Source organism: Lentilactobacillus kisonensis DSM 19906 = JCM 15041, assembly GCF_001434135.1.
In the GTDB taxonomy this organism is placed as follows: Bacteria; Bacillota; Bacilli; order Lactobacillales; family Lactobacillaceae; genus Lentilactobacillus; species Lentilactobacillus kisonensis.
Genome location: NZ_AZEB01000025.1, coordinates 19536 through 38556, shown reverse-complemented (window position 1 = coordinate 38556; position 19021 = coordinate 19536). Strand labels below are relative to the sequence as shown.

The following is a 19021-nucleotide window of genomic DNA, read 5'->3' as shown; positions in this document are numbered from 1 at the left end:
GGTTCGGTGGTTCGAATCCACTCCCCTCCATCTTAGGGATATAGTTTAATGGTAGAACTACGGTCTCCAAAACCGTCGGTGTGGGTTCAACTCCTACTATCCCTGTTAATAATATTATGGCGGTATTGGTGAAGTGGTTAACACATCGGTTTGTGGATCCGACACGCGTGGGTTCGATTCCCACATACCGCCCTTTGATTGGGTTATAGCCAAGTGGTAAGGCAACAGACTTTGACTCTGTCATGCGCTGGTTCGAATCCAGCTAACCCAGTTGGGTTAGCCAGAGTTATGGCGGTATAGCCAAGTGGTAAGGCAGAGGTCTGCAAAACCTTCATCGTCGGTTCGAATCCGATTACCGCCTTTATCCATTTATTATTGGCCAATCATTTAGTAACAATTTATTATGCCGGAGTGGCGGAACTGGCAGACGCGCTGGACTCAAAATCCAGTGTCCGTTAAAGGACGTGTGGGTTCGAACCCCACCTCCGGTACTAAGTAGCCACATAGAGTGCTTTAAAGATAGCAGGAACGTTGATATATCAACGTTCCTGCTTTTTTCATCTAAATTTATTTACATAGATTCACATACGATATCAAAATTGTGTGGTCATTTGGTGGTCATTTTGCTGATCACATGTATTTTTTTGACCACATGTGGTCATTTTTGGTGGCCTTTGACCACACAAAGAATGTGGTCATTCTTCTAAACGCGTATTTATTGGGATTTGAGTGACGTTATTTAGTCCCTCGATTTAGTCTTCCGTGAGCCACATCTTCCAAAAAAGTAACTGATTTTTGGCTTTCTTCATCTTGAAGTTCCCGAATAATATGCAGATAAGTATTGATTGTAATCGTGACGTTTTTATGACCAAGTCGCTAAATGTATGGAATAGAAATACGATGATAGAGAAGTAGCGAAGCATGGGTATGACGTAAATCGTGAAAGACCATATATTTATTAACGTGATTATTTTTTAGCATGATTCTCAGATGATCATTGAGGTTAGTCGCCTGCGTAATTTTTTAATTCTTAGTCATTAACACAAGATGTTTAGGGTTAGAAACATTACGCATGGTCAAAGCCGTATGCTGTTGAAGTTTTAGTTGTTGAAGCATGGTCAATAGGGTGTCTCCAACTGTAATAACTCGGTTAGACCAGGTGTTTTTTTTAAGGCTTAAAATCCTGGTGCTGTTGACTCCAAGCCTGTCGCACATTGATTTGCTTGTGCGGAAAGTCAATGTTATCCCAAGTTAAACCAGCAATCTCGGCCTCACGCATGCCAGTCAATAGAGCAATCATCATCCAACAATCCCAGACTTTTTCGTAACTCCAATTTGACTCTAAGTATTTAATGACTCGTTCAGCTTCATTTAAATTCAAAAACGTTAGCGGATGCGTCCTATTCGGGTCATAGACTAGGTGTGTGTTAAGAGTGAAATCGGAGGAGATAATGCCATCATTAATCGCATTCCGGGTTGCAGATCTTATGTGTGAGTTAACTTTGGCAATGGTTTCCTTTGCGTGAGTCTTTCCGAAATCATTTAAGAACTTGTTGATATTCGGTGGTAGTAATTTCAGATAGCTTTTGATTGCCAAAATACTTGGTAATTATCTTAGCGGTATAGGTATATTTCTGCTTTGCGCCATCGGTTATTCGTGGTTCTCTAAATATTTTGTGCCAGCGTAAAAAAAATCGATCAAAGTGTCATCACGATTAGCTACGTCATGTTGTTCAGCTAAGTCCATTCCAATTTTATTAGCGTATTCCTGTGCCATCTTCTTACTACTAAAACCGCTTTTTTGAATGTATTGCCGTTTTCCGTGTTTATCAATGTAGCTAAAAGCGTGCTTCCCAGACTTTGCCACGTTTTCTAAAACTTGCCATATTATCTTCCCGTACATATGTTCCCATTAAGTGTTAAATAAAAGCCCAAGTTGGGCAGTTATCATAGACGGTATCTATATAAGACCTAGTTAATATAAATAAAATTGATGTATACTGAAATTGTTAAAAATAAATGATCGGAGGAAATGCGATGAGGAAGCCAATCGAAAAGTTCTGGAATTCATTAGACTATTGGGAAGCTGTAAATTTACTGATCACTATTATTCTAGCTAATCATACAAATATGTCCCAGCAAGACGCATATAGCGAAGCAGTCGCTAAAGGCATTGTATTTAATTGATCAGTCACTCCATTCAGGAATTCATTGACCTAAATCTTCAACAACTTCATCACCAATCCGAATTTGCTTATCAGCTGATTGAATGCCTCCAGTAATTTCATCTGGATCAACATTTAGATCAGGATATGTCGTCCTGTTAAACATTGCTGGCATACTTGTAATATTGGTAGTTTCTGGTACTGATGAGCAAAGAGTCATTCCCTTATAAACTGTTTGTGCAACAATATGGGCTTTAATATTTTGAAGAGATCCTAATTCCTTTTTTGTGTCCGGATCAATGACCTTTTTTGATTCCTTGCCAATTATGCGAAACATTTGACCTTCTTTGATCCCGTCGTTATCACCCACATTGATAATCACGTGGCTGCTATCAATTATTTGTACTATCTTTATTGCCTTCATTTATACTCTTGCTCCTCAAATTAGAATTTTGATATATGATGCATAGTTTGAATCTCAGATCATCGTTCTCCCTTTGGAGTTCTTTTTTATCTTCAAGATGTTTCTCACGATCCTGCTTCAACCCCTCAAGATTTTCCTTTAATTGTTCGTTTCGGTTTAAAGCTTTACGCAAACTCAATGTAAGTTGAATGAAGCAAACTGCGAAACCTAAAACTAGAAAAAAGATAATCCATTTCACAATTGTCAGGTCTAACTTTTTGGTAACTATTAGTTGAACGGAAAGTGCAATGATGAACCCATCAAATATAGCATTATAAATTTTATTGAAAACATTTTTGTAAATCATTACATTCTCACAGTCTTTGTAGTTTAGCTTTATATCATTTCCTTGTACATAAACAAAATCCCAAATCGGTGGGTCTTTATGTTTGGCATATTGCTTAATCTATAACCCAGTGGCCTTTTACATAATGCCAAATTTTAATGTTTTTCTCGGATTTAAATTGCCAAAATACTTTGTAAGATTGTTTAGTTCCCTTTTTTAGAACGATATGTTTTTTATCATTAGGATTCAAATTTGAAGCATATCCGTTGGCAAAGTGATAGGTGTTAAAAGGGCTGACAAGGTAGTGGCTAACATATCCTTGTTTTCCTTTGTATTTAATTTGATAAAAATCTTTTGTTGATGGATTAACCGTAACCTTTGTGCCGATTTTAAGGGCGAAAGAGTATTGATTATAATCCGTTTGCTGGTAAATTTTTGCTCCCGCAGTACCAGTCACATACCCTGCTGAAAACACACCTTGTTTAAAAGCGTTTGAACTAACCACATGGTAATGATGGTTTACAGATTTTGCATTTGCAGATACACCTGTGATACTAACAAAACTAATAATTATTGCTAAACTTACGAACCATTTTTTTGTTTTAATCATTTTTGACAACCTCATCTTTATGATTTTTGCAATCCTACAATTCGTCTAACCACCAAATCTAAACCGACTGTGGTTGGAGTCACCTTTTTTTACAACATACGTGTAATGTGAATTGCTTTTAAACGGTTTTGAATTTAGCACCCATGAGTAATCAGTTCCCCAATGGTCCAGTTTCAGATAAGCACCTTTGTCCACGGTGTATTCGGCCACCTCGTGGCTTTTGTAGCGCGGTACAGTATTTTTGATTTGCACTACTGTAACGTTCTTTGTCAAAGTAATCCAGACACCTTTTCCTCGCCATACACGACTCCTTGAGTCATATTTACTGTACGCATTACGCATGACTCGTAGTAGGGGTAGTAGATACAAGGATGCCTCCCAAAGAAATCCCCAAAGCACAACTAAGTACATATTTTTTAAAGTACAATTAAAATTCCCCCTCAATGATTTATCTGAAGTAAGTGTGCCAAAACGAATTCATAGTTATCTTGTGCGAACTGAAGTAATGAAGTGAAGTGGGATAACCCTGATCGCCCTTATAATGAAAGTGATAAAGATGACCACCAACATATCGCCACTTAGTGATGTGAACAGATTTCTCTCCTGAATAATGGATATAATGGCGATAAATCTTGACCCCCTGACGAGAGTTGGCTTTGGCATACCAATGACCACGTAATCGGTATGGTATAGCTGAACTATGCCATGATGATGCTTGTGCGGTGGTAGAGACAAAAGTGATTGCTCCCCCAAATGATAATGTAGCAATTCCGAGTAAAATCGAATTATTAACTTTCATGATTCCCTCCAATAATTAATCTAATTCTTTAACCGTCGATCCATATTGATGTACTAAATCATAGTAGCTTTCTGGTACTAAGTGGCCACATAGAGTACTTTAAAGATATCCACATAGATTCACACACGTTATCAAAATTGTGTGGTCATTTGGTGGTTATTTTGCTAATCATATGTATTTTTTGGCAATTTGTTAAACTGTTGTTGGTAATTTAGGCAATAATTTTACGAATCAGACGTAGATTCTATTTGTTCCTCTAATTCCAAACAATGCTGATTGAACGGCTTTAAAATCTCGGCTGAGAGGCGCTTTTCATAAGGATATAACCAGTGGCGCCATCTGGCAATGATGGTTAATTTATCCTTGGCTGCGGTTAAGAAGCTTAATTTGTAGTCTAGCGAATCACAATGATTTTTGATAAACCCCTCATCATATACTGGAGATTCTATTTTTTGAATTATTTTATCAATATCTGCTGGATAGATAACAATTTGAACATTGATTGTCGAGTCTGTAAATGAATAGGCACCACCGACGTGTTCAATGGCACGTTTGAGCATTCTAAGTCTCGGAATAACAAAGTCTTTGCGACTAAAGTAGTTTTCGCAGTTATGAGTAAATCTTAAAAGAAATAATGAGTCTAAATATTGTGTCCAGTAAACTTGAATTGTTTGAATCACAAATTGATAGTCATATGGAACGGAAGAATAATTATCGACACTCTGATTACCATCTTTATGAGCATCGCCAGAGCCTCTAATTGTGAATAGTTTCTTTAGCAGTCCCATTTTGGTCCCTTCAAACAATCTTTTTTAGCAACCAATAAACGCACACTTTTATACAAGATGACTTGACTATCAATTTTATCTCATTGCACCACAGCCGCGCTCAACTCGTGGGGGTTGATTATTCTGTGATTGATTGCAATAATGATTGACGCCAATGGCACCTGTACATAGAGTTAACGCTCATGCACACACAATTAAGAATTTTATTTTAAATAGCCTCCCATCGGTCCACTGCAGGTTCATTTTAACACAGTCGTAGTGCTTCAATTTAAAGAAATGAGATAGTCAATTAATTCTCTGTAACGGGTTATCCTAAATACCAATTTGATATTGATAATGATTATCATCTAAAAGAAGGACTACCATCCCAAGAAATTAGGAATAATAGCCCTCCTTTATTAAGTTCTGGTATCTAAATGGCTCATGTCCCAGCTTATTAAACGTTCAAAATCTTATTCAAAAAATCTTGAAGCCGCTCATTCTTTGGATGTTCGAACATTTGGTCAGGGGTACCTTGCTCCAAGATTTGGCCATCGTCGACGAATACAACTCGATCGGCCACTTCCTTGGCAAATCCCATTTCATGGGTCACAACGACCATTGTCATTCCTTTTCGAGCCAGGTCCTTCATAACCGCAAGAACATCGCCGACCATCTCCGGGTCAAGGGCCGAGGTTGGCTCATCAAATAACATAATATCCGGGTCCATTGCCAACGCTCTTGCAATGGCGACTCGCTGTTGCTGTCCACCTGACAAAGATTGCACGGTTGCGTTAAATTTTTCTTCTAAACCGACAGTCTTTAACAGCTGTTTCGCTTGTTGAGCTGCCTGGTCCTTTGACTCTTTTTTTAGTTCCACCGGCGCTAACATAATATTTTCGCCAACGGACAAATTGTTGAACAAGTTGAAATGCTGAAAAACCATTCCAATATTTTCCCGAACAGTGTCAATATCAATCTCTTTGCTAGCAATATCGACATTATCAATCACAATTGAACCGGACGTGGGTTCTTCCAGTCGGTTTAATGCTCGGAGAAGGGTACTTTTACCGGAACCAGATGGGCCAATAATGACAACCACTTCATTTTCGTTAACCGTCAAATTGATTCCCTTTAACACGTTATTAGTGCCAAACGTTTTAACTAAGTTCGTGACTCTTAATTTTTCGCTCATACCTTAATTCTCCTTTGGACCCAATTTGATAACCACGTAAGCAACGTGATAATGACAAGGTACATAATTGCAACGATTGTCCAAACCTTGAAGCCTTCTAGATTTCGAGCAATAATAATCTTACCAGTTTGGGTTAATTCCATTAAACCAATAATTGATAGAATTGACGTATCCTTCAACGTAATAATGAATTGGTTAATAAACGAAGGAACCATGATCCGAATTCCTTGAGGTAAAATAACCCGCCTCATCGACTTGCCAAATGGGAGACCGAGACTTCTGGCTGCTTCCATTTGGCCTGGATCAACGGCATTGATACCACCCTTCACGAACGCGGCAATATAAGCACCTTCATTAAACGTCAGTGTGACGACCCCAGCAATGAACGCAGGAATTTTTTGACCGGTTAAGCTTGGAATACCAGTATATATAAATAGTGCCAACACCAGTAATGGCATTCCCCGGAAAATATAAATTAGAACAGAAGACACGCCGTTACCGAATTTACTTGGAACAACCCCCAGCAAGCCAACGATAATCCCAAAAACCGTTGCGAAGAAGATTGAAACGATCGTTAACCACATCGTTTCCTTTAAGCCGGACAGTAGGGCACCTTGATTCTGTTTGATGAGGCCAATAAACGAGCGGTCACCACTATCATTAGCCGCCGTTTTGTTAACTGAACCCTTATCGTCAGTCCCTAAATAGGTTGCTTTAATATTATCATAGGTGCCACTGGCCTTTAAGTCAGCTAAGCCAGTGTTAAACGCAGCCAGTAGTGCTTGATTATGGCCCTTCTTGACAGCAAAGCCATAGGGAGCACTTTCAGCCGGCTTCGTCACAATCTTAAGCTTTGTTCCTTGCTTAATGGCGTACTTCATTACCGGATGATCTTCGAAACAGGCAACTGAATTGCCGGTGGTAACGTCTTGGTACATATTGTTGGAATCATCAAACGTTACCGTATGGAAGCCGTACTTTTTCTTAATGCTATTCGCGTAATCAGCAGCACTGGTCCCAGTTTTAATAGCTACCCGTTTTCCTTTTAGCTGCGAGAGTTTGGTGATTTTGCTATTTTTGCTAATGGCCATTACGACGCCTGAGGTGAAGTAGGGTTTTGAAAAATCGAATTGGGCCTTGCGGGCATTAGTAATCGACATCCCCGAAATGACTCCGTCAATTTGACCGGATTCTAGTGATTGGACAGCCGCGTTGAAGCCAACTGGTTTGATCTTAACTTTAAATCCCTGTTCATTCGCAATTGCCCGAATGAGATCCATATCGATTCCAACGTATTTATTATGTTTATTGGCAAATTCAAATGGTGGGAAAGTCACGTCGGTCCCAATCGTAAAAGTTTTCCCTTTCACTTTGGGATTAGTTTTCGTACCAAGATACTTACCGACAATTTTGTCGTAGGTACCATTGGTTTGAATCTTTTTAAGGCCAGTATTAAACTTTTCTCTCAATTCTTTATTTTGGCCCTTCTTAACTGCAAATCCATACCACCCAGTATTCGCAGGAGCCGTTACGATCTTTAGCTTGAGTCCTTGTTTAATTCCGTACTGCATAACCGGCTTATCCTCGAAGCAGGCAACTGAATTGCCGGTCGTGACATCTTCGTACATATTGTTAGAATCATCAAACGTTACCGTTTTGAAGCCATACTTCTTTTTGATGCTATTGGCATAATCAGCCGCTGCCGTTCCCGTTTTAAGAGCGACTCTTTTACCTCGTAACTGATTGAAACCTTTAATATTGCTATTTTTACCAACGGCCATTACAACCCCAGTTCGAAAGTAGGGGGTACCAAAGTCGAATTTAGCTTTTCGGTCTGGTGTAATGGTCATTCCAGCGATGACGCCGTCTAATTGACCGGATTGAACCGACTGGACCGCTGCGTTAAATCCAACCGGTTTGATATTGACTTTGAAGCCCTCTTCCTTAGCAATGGCGTTCATAATATCGATATCAATTCCAACGTACTTATTCTGTTTATTAGCGAATTCAAATGGTGGATAGGTGACATCCGTTCCGATTTGATACGTTTTGGCTTGGGCACTCACGGTTGTCTGCGCAATACAGAAAAACGTTGCCAGCAGAATTGTGACCCAACCAATGGCCTTAACAATCTTTTGCGTCATGAAAAATCCTCCTCGTAAGTAAAGTGAGCGGATCCAGGCGGTTAGAAGTCGGAGTATAAGTCTCTTCGGGTAGGAATTCCCAGTTCTGGAATTTTTACCCGAGGTGCTTATACGCAGACTTCTGCCTGGAGAAGCTGTCCTAATAAAGTGAGCGGAACAAAGCGGTTAGGAACTGGAACATAAGTCTCCTCTGACAGAAATTCCTGACTTTGGGGAATTTTTGTCAGAGGTGCTTATGTGGAAGTTTCTGCTTTGTACAGCTGTCCTAATAAAGTGAGCGGAACAAAGCGGTTAGAAACCGGAACATAAGTCGCCTCTGATGGAAATTCCTGGTTTTGGGGATTTTTGTCGGAGGTGCTTATGTGGAGGCTTCTGCTTTGTACAGCTATTTTAAATATGTAATAAAATATAACATACAATAATGTGAATATGATACCAGATAATTACTACTATGTATACTCTGCTTGAATGAGAAACCCCTAAACATCCATGAATGTCCGCTTACAATCAGTTAATCGTCAGTGTTGGTTTATTATAAAATTAATTTATGATTAAAATACTGTTGACATTTACCCATGGTTTCCTCATAATATAAACCAATAACTTAAGAGATGAGTACTTAACACGACCCAATAACAGAGAATCATTGAATGCTGAGAGATGAATTGGGAACTTTAGGGAATATGGTCACTTAAGAATTTGACTAAGTTGGTAAGCAATTAACGTGAACTAGCTTCGGGATTGCCCGTTATCGCATGCAATGAGTGAGTATAATTATTTTATGCTTAACGAGGTGGTACCGCGGCCAATGTCGTCCTTTGTCAATTAATTTTGATGAAGGGCTTTTTTTATGGTTAATTGGTTATTCCTAGAGGAGGAAATGTCATTATGAGAAGAAATACGAAGTGGTTAATTGGTTTAGGTGTTATTGTCGTACTGTTTGTTGGGATTTTTGGGATTAGTAAGTTCGCTTCAGGTGGTTCTGCGAATAATAAGGTTAAAACGGTCACAATTGGGGTTGCTCCTGGACCCTATGGTGAAATGGCAACGAACGTTATCGGGCCGCTGTTAAAGGATAAAGGGTTTCAGGTGAAAACGAAAGAATTCAACGATTATGTTCAGCCTAATAAGGCGTTAAATTCTGGTGAAATTGATGCAAACCTGTTTCAACATACGGCCTATTTAAAGACGTTTTCAAAAGCCAATCATTTAAAATTAACTGCGATTGGTAAGACGCCTACCCTTGGGATGGGGATCTATTCTAAGAAGGTTAAATCAATTAATGATTTAAAGGCGGGATCATCAATTTCAATTGCCAACGACCCATCTAACTTGGCCCGTTCATTGCTCTTGCTTGCTGATAATCATTTGATTACCCTGAAAAAAGGAATTAACGTTGCGACAGCTAGCTTGGGTGATATTGCCTCAAATCCAAAACATCTGAAGTTTAAGACATTGGACGCCGCTCAGTTACCACAATCACAAAGTAACGTCACCGCTGCACTGATTCCTGGTAATTTCTCATGGAATGCAAAGTTAAAGCCAAGTAGTGCCTTAGTCTTGGAAAACTTAAAGCCTGAATATCAAGAAGTATTCGTTGTTGAATCAAGCAAAAAGAATTCGAAGTTTGCCAAAGCCGTTAAGTCAGTCCTTAACAGCAGTAAGTTTAAAAAGGCAATTGCTCATTCCAAATTTAAAGATTTTCAACAACCAAATACTTGGAAGTAGTGGGGGGATTGCATGAGTCAAATTGAAATTACAGATGTTTCCGTCACGTTTGATCAGAAAAATCGAACAATCAATGCCGTTCAAGACGTCTCCCTCAAAATCGAAACGGGTGAAGTGTACGGGATTGTTGGGCTATCCGGCGCAGGAAAATCAACCCTGGTTCGAACAATCAATGGGTTACAAAAACCAACTAAGGGAACCGTTGTTGTGAACGGTGTTGACATTACCAAAGCTGATAAAAAAGCATTGGCAGCTTCACGAAAGAAAATTGGATTTATTTTCCAAAACTTCAATTTAATTAATAACCGAACAATTGGTCAAAATATTGCCTTTGCGTTGACTGCGGGTGGTTATCCTGAAAAGAAGCAACCACAGAAGATCGTTGAATTGTTGTCGATGGTTGGATTGCAAGATCGTCAGGATAATTATCCTGCTCAGCTATCAGGTGGTCAAAAGCAGCGGGTGGGAATTGCTCGGGCCCTGGCTAATGATCCTGATATTTTGCTTTGTGATGAGGCCACCAGTGCCCTTGATTTGGAAACGGCAGAAGAAATTATTACCATTTTAAAGGATATTAACGAGCGCTTACACATTACGATCGTCTTTATTACTCACCAATTGGAGGTTGCCAAGGATTTATTTGACCGGGTTGCCGTTATGGAAAATGGCAAAATTGTTGAGCAAACAACTGCTTATAATCTATTTGCGAACCCTAAGTCAAACATGGCTAAGCGGTTGGTTAATCGGTTCCTTGACGAACAGCTGCCAGATGAGGTAAAGGATCGATTGAAGGATCAACAAGGTGTTATTTTAACGTTGAAATATCAAGGAGATGATTCGCTGGATCCGGTGATCACTGAGATTTCTTCTAATACTGGCGTTTCAATTAGTATTTTACAGGGACGAATTGAGTATATTCATTCAAATGCAATTGGCGTTTTGGCGGTCTTTATTACTGGTGATCAAAATGCAATTTCGAAGGCAGTTGCGCAATTTACGCAAAAGGTTGATATGGTAGAGGAGGTGGCTCGATGAACGAAACAATTCGAATTTTACAGGCAAATTTGGGGCAGTCGTTATGGGAAACCTTTGAAATGGTATTGATTTCTGGCGTTATCGGCATTGTTTTTGGGACGGTGCTTGGCCTGCTGCTCTACTATTACTCCAATCGGCTCTTTTCACCACGACCAGTTGTCAATGCCGTTGTTGGATTCATTATTAATGCCATTAGATCATTGCCATTTTTAATCCTAATGGTTGTTTTAATTCCATTAGCAAAGCTCTTGGCGGGTGATCCATATACGCCAATGGGTGGCGCAGTGTCACTATCGGTTGCTGCAGTGCCGTTTTTTGCGCGGATTGCTGAAAGTTCATTTGCGGAAATTGATCAGGGAATTATTGAAGCGGCCCGGTCAACGGGGGCTAATTTCTGGTTGATTTTTCAAGAAGTTTTATTTCCTGAAGCATTACCTTCATTAATTAGGGGGATTGTTTTGACGATTATTAGTTTAATCGGTTATTCTGCCATGGTTGGGACAATTGGCGCCGGCGGAATTGGTAACTTAGCCATTCAATTCGGGTATAACCGTTATGATACGGGTGTCTTAATTAGTGTTATCGTTATCTTAGTTATTATTGTTCAAATTATTCAATGGATTGGCGATTTCCTAGCCGTTCATTATACCCGTGGATAATTTGAAAAAATTGGAGGAATCATTGTGAAGTTTGAAGAATCGAAAATATTGCAACAGTTACCAAAACAGTTTTTTGCAACGTTGGTAAAGAATGTGAATGCTAAAATTGCAACTGGAGCAGATGTGATTAACTTAGGACAGGGAAATCCTGATCAGCCAACCCCTGACTTTATTGTTAAGGCGATGCAAGCAGAAACTGCTAAGCCTGAGAACCATAAGTATTCATTATTTCGTGGCGATCCAGCTTTAAAGAAGGCTGCAGCTAATTTTTACAAGCGCGAGTACGGCGTTTCACTGGATCCTGAAAAGGAAATCGCCATTTTAGGTGGTTCAAAAATTGGGTTAGTTGAGCTCCCCTTTGCGATTTTGAATCCCGGGGATACGATGTTACTACCTGATCCTGGCTATCCCGATTATTTGTCAGGTGTTTCGTTGGCTCAGGTAAACTTGGCGTTGATGACGTTAAGGGAGAAAAATGATTTCTTACCGGATTATTCTGAATTGAGTCAAGATGTCGTTGATAAGGCTAAGTTAATGTATCTCAATTACCCTAATAATCCAACTGGGGCGGTTGCAACCCCTAAATTCTTTAAACGCACCGTTGATTTCGCCAAGCAAAACCAAATTGGGGTTGTGCATGATTTTGCCTACGGACCAATTGGCTTCGATGGCAAACGGCCAATTAGTTTCTTGCAAACGCCGGGTGCAAAGGATGTCGGTATTGAAACGTATACCTTCTCCAAGCCGTTTAATATGGCCGGTTGGCGAATTGGTTTTGCGGCTGGAAACGCAGACATGATTGAAGCTATTAATTTAATTCAAGATCATTTATTTGTCAGCGTCTTTCCAGCAATTCAAAAGGCGGCTATTGCAGCTTTGGATAGCGATCAACATACTGTTCGAGATTTGGTTGCTTTATATGAAAAGCGTCGTAATCAGTTCTTCAAGGCGGCCCGATCAATCGGCTGGGAACCATACCACTCAGGTGGATCATTTTATGCTTGGATGCCGGTACCAAAGGGGTATACGAGTGAGTCGTTTGCTAACTTGCTGTTGGATAAGGCGGCGGTTGCTGTTGCGCCTGGTAACGGCTTCGGTAAGGGTGGTGAAGGATACGTGCGTGTCGGTTTGTTGATCGATGAACCGAGATTCACGGAAGCTTGCCAGCGAATTGCGAAGTTAAATTTGTTTTAAGAAGAGAGTGCGCGTAGCAAAGCGGTTAGAAACTGGAACATAAGTCTCCTCTGACAGAAATCCCTGGTTTTGGGGGATTTTTGTCAGAGGTGCTTATGTGGAAGTTTCTGCTTTGCGAAGCGGTCCTAATCTACGGAAAAGTAGAAATTACGCTTTTGAATTGCTACTCTGAGCAAATTGCTTACAAAATGGCAAGAAATCCCTTAATTTCATAAATCAAAGTAATTTCTTAAAAGTATTAAGGATATACAAATAACGGGACAAATCAACTAACCACTAATTGATTTGTCCCGTTATTTATTTAATGACTTACCAGTAGCCTAATATCTTCGCTAATTTAGCTCGATTAAGATCGCGTTGTGAAATAGTTGCCATTTCGGTTCCGTCTAAGCCACTAGCTGATTTTTGGACGGGCTTTTTCCACAGATATTTGGCAATAACGTTGCCGCCACTGTCAGGCGCGTACATCAAGTCTTCTTGATAACCCGTATGATCAAGGCCAAGCGTGTGACCAAGTTCATGCGCAATAACACCGCTCCAGTACTGTTCAATGGATGTTTGGGAAGCTAATTTTTGATCCATGTAGCCGATAGGATATTTAGGATCTTCAAAATGCGACCTATCAACGTAAACGGCCTTACCATTATAAAGGCCGTCCCAATCATCCTTAGTGCCGTTTCCAAATTGGATGGTTAATGTGTGATTATTCTTTGTTCCTATTTTAAAGACGGTGGTACCGAGGGCATCATTCCATTTAGTCATTGCAGCTTGGACACTGGCCTGCAGTTCGTTTGAGGGTACGTAAATGGTTGCTTGGTGATCTTTAAACATGGCGTTTGGTGAAAAATGCATCATATTATAGCCTAAGTCAAAGACATTTTCGTGGTCAACATAATTAATCTTTTTAAGGGTTCTAATAGTACTGTCAGGATTCATGTCGGGCGCTTCATTAATCAACTTAACTAACGCTTTTTGAGACATTGGTTTTTGTTTAGCAGCTGAAGCAGTCACCAGCTTTAAATTGCCTCGCCAAATATAGCCACGAACGCGCTTAGATTTGCTACTAACATAGTAGTAAACCGCCTTTTTGCCGTTTGCGCGCTTGATGGTCACACTTTTTTGCGAATAAAAGGTGGTCTTGGGATAGTTACTAGCATTGTGGGCAACTTTGGTTAGCTTGGCACTGCTATAAATGTATCCAGCCCTTACGCGATAGGCTTTAAGGGGAAGTTTATTTTCTGTGATAATCGTTGCTGTTTGTGATTTTGCGCTTGCACGAATTGTGGTACTAAGCGAAGTAACCATTGCCCCAAGAGAGAAGGCTGCCACTACTAATAAGAGTTTATTCCTAAGATGCGTCATAAACGTGGCTCCTTTCAAAATACCTGTAGATTATTAATAATATATCATAATTATATCGCTAAAGCGCTTATAAGGATTGCCGAATAGGTTGAAATTAGACTGATTGTGGGGTAAAACAGTTTTCTCAGCGTTTTGCTCCGCTCACTCTAATGATAATGTCCATGCACCTTATCATTTGTGATTTCAGCTGTTGGTTCCACTAAATGAGTGGTATCTCGGTATTCGATTCTTAGGTTGCTAATGGCTGTTAAGTCAGCTAGTACTTGTTTATACTTAGCTTTATCGTGAACCAGCGCTAATAATTCATGTGAATGGAGAAGTTTGGCCCCAATTTTTTGGTTATATAAAAAGAAGTAATAGCGGTCATTAAAGTGGTTATCAACAATGACCAGCCAATAGAGGTTTCTGGGAATCCTTTTAAAATAATGATGATAGTTTTCGATGAGTTCCTTCGATTCTGCTAACATAATAATCGCCTTCCTGATACTGAATTAAGCTTGATGGCCACCAAGTAAGCCAGCGCGTTCGATAGCGGTTCCGCCTTTCGTTTTGGATGACGCCCTAATTAACGCTGAGTAGCCATATTTATGACGGATCGTATCAATAATTGCTTCTAGTTTTTCGTGGTCGATTGTTTGAATAGGGTCTTGAAAAATATTAAATTGAATCTGATGTTTTTTAGAAATTCGACTACAGCTAACACCAACGGAGCGAACGGCACTGCCATCCCACTTTGATTTTAATAAGTAGCGGACGGCAAAAGCAATCTCGTCGGTGGCGTTGGTTGCCTCAATATGCATTTGAGCAGAGAAATGAGTTCGTCCCCGTTTGTCAGTGGTTGCCATACCGATAAAGATACTGACAATTTCAGCTACCACGTTATTTTTGCGCAAGCGGGTCGCAACTTGATCAGCAGTTTCACTAAGGACCGTCAGCAGTTCCGATTGCTTAGTATAATCCCGCATTAAAATTTGGGAATTGTTGTACCCCTTGTTAGTTAAGCTGGGGAGGTATTTTTTCTCAATGTCGGAATAATCAATTCCCCAAGCATGGTAATAAAGCTGTTCGCCTAGAATACCAAATTTCTTTTTGAGTTCCTTAACGTCCGCGTGAGCCAGCTCTGCTACTGTGTAGATTCCTAGATTATTGAGTTTAGTAGCGGTATGGCTGCCAATTCCCCACATATCGACTAGTTGTGGGATCTTCCAAATGGTGTTTGGGACGTCATCATAGCCCCATTCAGCAAACCAGGGTTCCTTTTCCTTTGCGGCATTGTCGAGAGCTAGTTTAGCAAGCAATGGGTTTTGCCCAGCACCGATTGTGGTGATAATACCAGTTTCGTGAAATACCCGGTCTTGAATTTTCTTGGCAATCTGTTTATTAGTACCAAATAAGTTATGGCTGTGGCTAACATCAATGAAGCTTTCGTCAATGGAGTAGGGGTACCAATCCTTATCATCAGTAAATTGACGGTAAATCAAATTAATTTTGTAGTTAAGCGCGACGTAATCCGCCATGTGCGGTTCAACCATTTCAACATCCATTTGATCGTTAATCTCAAATCGGCGGGATCCTAATTTGACGCCATAGTTTTGTTTAGAGTAGGGGCTAGCAGCCAAGATGAGGCCGCCAGAAGACTCTTCGCGACTCATAACCGCAATCTTAGCGGCCAGGGGATGAAGCCCGCGTTTAATAGCTTCGGTGGATGCAAAAAATGATTTACAATCGATGCACATAATGTCGTGAACGGGTAATCTTTGTTTGTTATCAAGAGGTGTTTGCATGTTAGTCACCTTCGGATATTTGTAGGAATAACTAAATAATACGAACATTTGTTTGCGTTGTCAAGAAAAATAGTGAGCGGAGCAAAGCGGTTAGAAACTGGAACATAAGTCTCCTCTACCAAAAATCCCTGGTTTTGGGGGATTTTTGGCAGAGGTGCTTATGTGGAAGTTTCTGCTTTGCGCAGCTGTCCTAGTAAAGTGAGCGGATTCAGGCGGTTAGAAACCGGAGTGTAAGTCTCCGCTAAGGGAAATTCCCGATTCTTGAATTTTTCTTGGTGGTGCTTACACATAGGTTTCTGCCTGAAGGAGCTGTCCTAAATAGTGAGCAGATCCAAGCAATTAACAATCGGAAAAGGGCCTACACCATTGGAGGGGAGAATACGCTATGGATTTTAAAATAAAATACTCAAATTAAGGCATCACCGGTATGCTATACTTACTAAGATTAATTTGACTATTACTGGTTAATCAAGGAGGGGCAAGCAATGAGGCTAGGAAGCTCACTCAAAAAAATTAGAAAACAACAAGGATTATCACAAAAAGAAGTCTGTCATGGAATTTGTGCGCAATCAATGTTGTCAGCTATTGAGAATAATCAATACATGCCAAATGCAGCCTTGCTGATTAAACTTTGTAAACGACTATCCGTTTCGTTAAATGAATTTAGTCTTGCTGATAATTTTGATATTAGTCCGCTTAAACAGTTTAATAAGACCGTGGAAGATCTGTGTAATCACCATGAGTACGCAAAATTAAAGGCTTTCTTATTGGACTCGACGACAATTGATCAGGTTAAAACAGCGGAGCAAACCCAAGCATATTATTACTACTTAGGTGTTTCGCAATTTCAGACGGATCATAATTTGGATGAGTCTCAGAGGAATTTACGACTAGCCATTAGTAGTGCTGAGGCAAAAAATAGCTTATCAACGTTGTCGCGGTTGGGATTGATTTCCTTAGCGGTTGTGAAAGCAGAGTACCGTCAGCAAAGTAGTAGCAGTGACTTAATAAAGCGGGCAACTCAGGATATTAATACCGCAAATTATGAAGAAAACCTCAACATTATTTTTTACCTAGCAGCATTCGTTATGTATCAATTCAATGATGACAAGCAGGCACTTCACTGGCTTGATGATGCGGTTGATTATATTACGGGGCACAATTCTCACTACATGCTGGCTAATTGTTATCACCTGATTGCCCAGATTGCAAAGAATCAAGGTAAAGATGAGCAAAGGTTAGAAGCAACTCAACGACAAGCGTTTTTAACCGAACTTTTTCATGAAAAAGTTGACGATAAATTTTAATGAAAATATCAGTATTCTGATTTTTTAAATAACGTTATATTTAGTAAATTAAGACCATCAATTAAGGAGGTCTTTTTTTTATGGATAAAAAATTATTTACAAATATTGTGATGGTTAATGCTGGTGCTGATGAGGTCAAAAGAATCCTATCAAATCCACAACGGATGTTGCAGTGGATACCGGAGATAACAACGGTGGATCAGGGGGATAATGGGTTCATTGTTAAGCGAAACGGGGCGGCATTAAATCAGTCAGAACTCATCCAAGTTGAGACGAGTGATAATGAAATCACTTATATAAGTACCGAAGGAAGGCTTGAATATCGATTGGCTTTTTCATTAAGGACAGAGAACGAGCAAACTGTTATTCAAGAAGACCTATATCTCCCTGATGACGCGGATCGCCATTTACCAGTGACATTATTAGCACCGATCGCGAAGCATGCGTTTCATACTAATCTCATTAATTTGGCGGCGGTAGTTGAAATGCTGACATCAGAGAAGGGATGAGGCAATGAAAGCAATTATTCAGGAAAATTATGATGGGATTCATGGACTGGTGATCAGAGATATTCCTGATCCTGCTAAAGGTCCGCTCTCAGCAATTATTGAAACTAAATATACGCCTGTATTGCCGTACGATATCTTAACGGAAGAGGGGAAGTTGAAAGGGATGCGGCCAACTAAATTACCGATGGTGATTGGGTATGGCTTTGGTGGCCGAGTTAAAGAAGTTGGTGGGCTGCGCAATAGTAGGTTGATCGGCCAAAAGGTAATTGGGGTTAATTTTAGTGGATCAAATAGTGAATGGATTAACGCAACGATCCCACCACTTCTATTTAAAGTGCCTGATCAGGTATCAATTGCTGATGCAACAACGATTATTGGGGGTGCAGATGCGGCGTTATATGCCAGTAATCAAATTAAGGTGACTGCTCAAGATACAGTGTTAATCACGGGAGCTGCTGGTGGTGTTGGGACATATTTAATTCAACTTTTAGTGAATGAGGGAGCCGTGGTCATCGCTGTCGGCCATTCGAGTAATCATCAGTTTTTAACTGATATTGGGGCTAAATATGTAATTAATTACGATGAGCCATTTGCACCACAGTTGATGAGAGTGCCAATCGTTGATAAAGTAATTGATACAGTTGGTTCAAAGACGTTGTTAGATGGTCTTTCGGATTACTATGAGGGCCTTACTATCTTTTCACTTTCATTAACCGATTATCGGCCAATGAAGTTAAATCAATCGTTTTCATTTGGAAATGGCGGTATTGGCTTAAGTGGATATCATCAATTGTTACTTGAATTGGCAAGTGGCCGTTTAAAAGCTTATGTGCATTCTCAATTTGATTTCAATGAAGTTATTGAAGCCCAGCAGATGCTTAAAGATACACATGTACAAGGACGTGTGTTGCTTAATTATTAAGGGAAGTTGCTTTAATGATTGGTTTACAAAGTGGCATTATGATGCCCCATTTAATCACGCTTAGCTAAATTTAAAGCTTAACAAAAAAAGCA

At 39.9% G+C, this 19021-nt stretch carries 20 protein-coding genes and 5 tRNA genes; 13 read left to right on the top strand and 12 right to left on the bottom strand.

Features of this window, described 5'->3' with window-relative positions:
* Positions 1-34: 34 nt before the first annotated feature.
* The 5 genes from FC98_RS11090 (at position 35) to FC98_RS11070 (ending at position 491) form a co-directional block, all read left to right on the top strand.
* Positions 35-105, top strand: a tRNA-Trp gene (locus FC98_RS11090).
* A gap of 14 nt (positions 106-119) precedes the next feature.
* Positions 120-192, top strand: a tRNA-His gene (locus FC98_RS11085).
* A 7-nt stretch (positions 193-199) separates the two neighbouring features.
* Positions 200-271: transfer RNA gene (locus tag FC98_RS11080), tRNA-Gln, on the top strand.
* 19 nt (positions 272-290) lie between these two features.
* Positions 291-361, top strand: a tRNA-Cys gene (locus FC98_RS11075).
* A 44-nt stretch (positions 362-405) separates the two neighbouring features.
* Positions 406-491: transfer RNA gene (locus FC98_RS11070), tRNA-Leu, on the top strand.
* Between the two features lie 677 nt (positions 492-1168).
* Here FC98_RS11070 and FC98_RS15420 read toward each other — a convergent pair.
* The 3 genes from FC98_RS15420 to FC98_RS11060 all read right to left on the bottom strand — a co-directional run bounded on the left by FC98_RS15420 (position 1169) and on the right by FC98_RS11060 (position 1867).
* Positions 1169-1381, bottom strand: coding sequence for a tyrosine-type recombinase/integrase (locus FC98_RS15420; protein WP_420805293.1), 213 nt, complete (start codon positions 1379-1381; stop codon positions 1169-1171).
* Between the two features lie 157 nt (positions 1382-1538).
* The gene (locus FC98_RS15415) at positions 1539-1655 is read right to left on the bottom strand and encodes a tyrosine-type recombinase/integrase (protein ID WP_420805292.1); all 117 of its coding nucleotides are present in this window, start codon (positions 1653-1655) and stop codon (positions 1539-1541) included.
* On the bottom strand, positions 1652-1867 hold the full coding sequence (locus tag FC98_RS11060) for an Arm DNA-binding domain-containing protein (protein ID WP_162254965.1): 216 nt from the start codon (positions 1865-1867) through the stop codon (positions 1652-1654). Before FC98_RS11060 ends, FC98_RS15415 begins: the two co-directional genes overlap by 4 nt.
* Before the next feature lie 170 nt (positions 1868-2037).
* On the opposite strand from FC98_RS11060, the gene FC98_RS14720 reads away from it, so the two are divergent.
* Positions 2038-2187 (top strand): hypothetical protein, encoded by a 150-nt coding sequence (locus FC98_RS14720; RefSeq protein WP_155805078.1) that lies wholly within the window; start codon positions 2038-2040, stop codon positions 2185-2187.
* Between the two features lie 21 nt (positions 2188-2208).
* Here FC98_RS14720 and FC98_RS11055 read toward each other — a convergent pair whose 3' ends face one another.
* The 6 genes from FC98_RS11055 to FC98_RS11020 all read right to left on the bottom strand — a co-directional run bounded on the left by FC98_RS11055 (position 2209) and on the right by FC98_RS11020 (position 8429).
* Positions 2209-2589 (bottom strand): hypothetical protein, encoded by a 381-nt coding sequence (locus FC98_RS11055; protein WP_008855648.1) that lies wholly within the window; start codon positions 2587-2589, stop codon positions 2209-2211.
* A gap of 440 nt (positions 2590-3029) precedes the next feature.
* Complete coding sequence (locus FC98_RS11045; protein ID WP_040470830.1) at positions 3030-3524, bottom strand: hypothetical protein; 495 nt, start codon at positions 3522-3524, stop codon at positions 3030-3032.
* Positions 3525-3972: 448 nt separating this feature from the next.
* Complete coding sequence (locus FC98_RS11035) at positions 3973-4323, bottom strand: hypothetical protein (RefSeq protein WP_054655215.1); 351 nt, start codon at positions 4321-4323, stop codon at positions 3973-3975.
* 224 nt (positions 4324-4547) lie between these two features.
* Positions 4548-5111 (bottom strand): hypothetical protein, encoded by a 564-nt coding sequence (locus FC98_RS11030; RefSeq protein ID WP_008855652.1) that lies wholly within the window; start codon positions 5109-5111, stop codon positions 4548-4550.
* 436 nt (positions 5112-5547) lie between these two features.
* Positions 5548-6285, bottom strand: a complete 738-nt coding sequence (locus tag FC98_RS11025; RefSeq protein WP_008855653.1) for an amino acid ABC transporter ATP-binding protein — start codon at positions 6283-6285, stop codon at positions 5548-5550.
* Positions 6282-8429, bottom strand: a complete 2148-nt coding sequence (locus FC98_RS11020; protein ID WP_054655218.1) for an amino acid ABC transporter substrate-binding protein/permease — start codon at positions 8427-8429, stop codon at positions 6282-6284. Before FC98_RS11020 ends, FC98_RS11025 begins: the two co-directional genes overlap by 4 nt.
* Positions 8430-9317: 888 nt before the next feature.
* Between FC98_RS11020 and FC98_RS11015 the strand changes: the two genes are divergently transcribed.
* Genes FC98_RS11015 through FC98_RS11000 form a run of 4 tightly spaced genes read left to right on the top strand, consistent with a single transcriptional unit; the run spans position 9318 to position 13045 of the window.
* Positions 9318-10157: a MetQ/NlpA family ABC transporter substrate-binding protein gene (locus FC98_RS11015; RefSeq protein WP_008855655.1), complete on the top strand. Its 840-nt coding sequence runs from the start codon at positions 9318-9320 to the stop codon at positions 10155-10157.
* 12 nt (positions 10158-10169) lie between these two features.
* Positions 10170-11192, top strand: coding sequence for a methionine ABC transporter ATP-binding protein (locus FC98_RS11010; protein WP_008855656.1), 1023 nt, complete (start codon positions 10170-10172; stop codon positions 11190-11192).
* Positions 11189-11851 carry a methionine ABC transporter permease gene (locus tag FC98_RS11005; RefSeq protein WP_008855657.1) on the top strand — a complete coding sequence of 221 codons (663 nt, stop codon included), beginning with the start codon at positions 11189-11191 and terminating at the stop codon, positions 11849-11851. The genes FC98_RS11010 and FC98_RS11005 overlap by 4 nt, the downstream gene beginning before the upstream one ends.
* A 24-nt stretch (positions 11852-11875) precedes the next feature.
* Positions 11876-13045, top strand: coding sequence for a pyridoxal phosphate-dependent aminotransferase (locus FC98_RS11000; protein WP_054655219.1), 1170 nt, complete (start codon positions 11876-11878; stop codon positions 13043-13045).
* Between the two features lie 309 nt (positions 13046-13354).
* Here FC98_RS11000 and FC98_RS10995 read toward each other — a convergent pair whose 3' ends face one another.
* The 3 genes from FC98_RS10995 to FC98_RS10985 form a co-directional block, all read right to left on the bottom strand.
* Positions 13355-14407: a matrixin family metalloprotease gene (locus tag FC98_RS10995; protein WP_008855659.1), complete on the bottom strand. Its 1053-nt coding sequence runs from the start codon at positions 14405-14407 to the stop codon at positions 13355-13357.
* Between the two features lie 146 nt (positions 14408-14553).
* Complete coding sequence (locus FC98_RS10990) at positions 14554-14874, bottom strand: hypothetical protein (protein WP_008855660.1); 321 nt, start codon at positions 14872-14874, stop codon at positions 14554-14556.
* Positions 14875-14898: 24 nt separating this feature from the next.
* Complete coding sequence (locus FC98_RS10985) at positions 14899-16191, bottom strand: Y-family DNA polymerase (protein ID WP_056949567.1); 1293 nt, start codon at positions 16189-16191, stop codon at positions 14899-14901.
* A 485-nt stretch (positions 16192-16676) separates the two neighbouring features.
* Between FC98_RS10985 and FC98_RS10980 the strand changes: the two genes are divergently transcribed.
* From FC98_RS10980 to FC98_RS10970, 3 genes are all read left to right on the top strand, one after another.
* A complete protein-coding gene (locus FC98_RS10980) occupies positions 16677-17498 on the top strand; it encodes a helix-turn-helix domain-containing protein (protein ID WP_008855662.1) in 822 nt (273 codons plus the stop codon).
* Positions 17499-17578: 80 nt separating this feature from the next.
* Entirely contained in the window at positions 17579-18007 is a 429-nt protein-coding gene (locus FC98_RS10975) for an SRPBCC family protein (protein WP_008855663.1), read from the top strand.
* Between the two features lie 4 nt (positions 18008-18011).
* Complete coding sequence (locus FC98_RS10970) at positions 18012-18929, top strand: quinone oxidoreductase family protein (RefSeq protein ID WP_056949566.1); 918 nt, start codon at positions 18012-18014, stop codon at positions 18927-18929.
* Positions 18930-19021: the final 92 nt, after the last annotated feature.

Coding starts and splice junctions, on each gene's coding strand:
- FC98_RS14720 (WP_155805078.1), top strand. CDS start 2,038: ATGAGGAAGCCAATCGAAAAGTTCTGGAATTCATTAGACTATTGGGAA.
- FC98_RS11055 (WP_008855648.1), bottom strand. CDS start 2,589: ATGAAGGCAATAAAGATAGTACAAATAATTGATAGCAGCCACGTGATT.
- FC98_RS11045 (WP_040470830.1), bottom strand. CDS start 3,524: ATGATTAAAACAAAAAAATGGTTCGTAAGTTTAGCAATAATTATTAGT.
- FC98_RS11035 (WP_054655215.1), bottom strand. CDS start 4,323: ATGAAAGTTAATAATTCGATTTTACTCGGAATTGCTACATTATCATTT.
- FC98_RS11030 (WP_008855652.1), bottom strand. CDS start 5,111: ATGGGACTGCTAAAGAAACTATTCACAATTAGAGGCTCTGGCGATGCT.
- FC98_RS11025 (WP_008855653.1), bottom strand. CDS start 6,285: ATGAGCGAAAAATTAAGAGTCACGAACTTAGTTAAAACGTTTGGCACT.
- FC98_RS11020 (WP_054655218.1), bottom strand. CDS start 8,429: ATGACGCAAAAGATTGTTAAGGCCATTGGTTGGGTCACAATTCTGCTG.
- FC98_RS11015 (WP_008855655.1), top strand. CDS start 9,318: ATGAGAAGAAATACGAAGTGGTTAATTGGTTTAGGTGTTATTGTCGTA.
- FC98_RS11010 (WP_008855656.1), top strand. CDS start 10,170: ATGAGTCAAATTGAAATTACAGATGTTTCCGTCACGTTTGATCAGAAA.
- FC98_RS11005 (WP_008855657.1), top strand. CDS start 11,189: ATGAACGAAACAATTCGAATTTTACAGGCAAATTTGGGGCAGTCGTTA.
- FC98_RS10995 (WP_008855659.1), bottom strand. CDS start 14,407: ATGACGCATCTTAGGAATAAACTCTTATTAGTAGTGGCAGCCTTCTCT.
- FC98_RS10990 (WP_008855660.1), bottom strand. CDS start 14,874: ATGTTAGCAGAATCGAAGGAACTCATCGAAAACTATCATCATTATTTT.
- FC98_RS10985 (WP_056949567.1), bottom strand. CDS start 16,191: ATGCAAACACCTCTTGATAACAAACAAAGATTACCCGTTCACGACATT.
- FC98_RS10980 (WP_008855662.1), top strand. CDS start 16,677: ATGAGGCTAGGAAGCTCACTCAAAAAAATTAGAAAACAACAAGGATTA.
- FC98_RS10975 (WP_008855663.1), top strand. CDS start 17,579: ATGGATAAAAAATTATTTACAAATATTGTGATGGTTAATGCTGGTGCT.
- FC98_RS10970 (WP_056949566.1), top strand. CDS start 18,012: ATGAAAGCAATTATTCAGGAAAATTATGATGGGATTCATGGACTGGTG.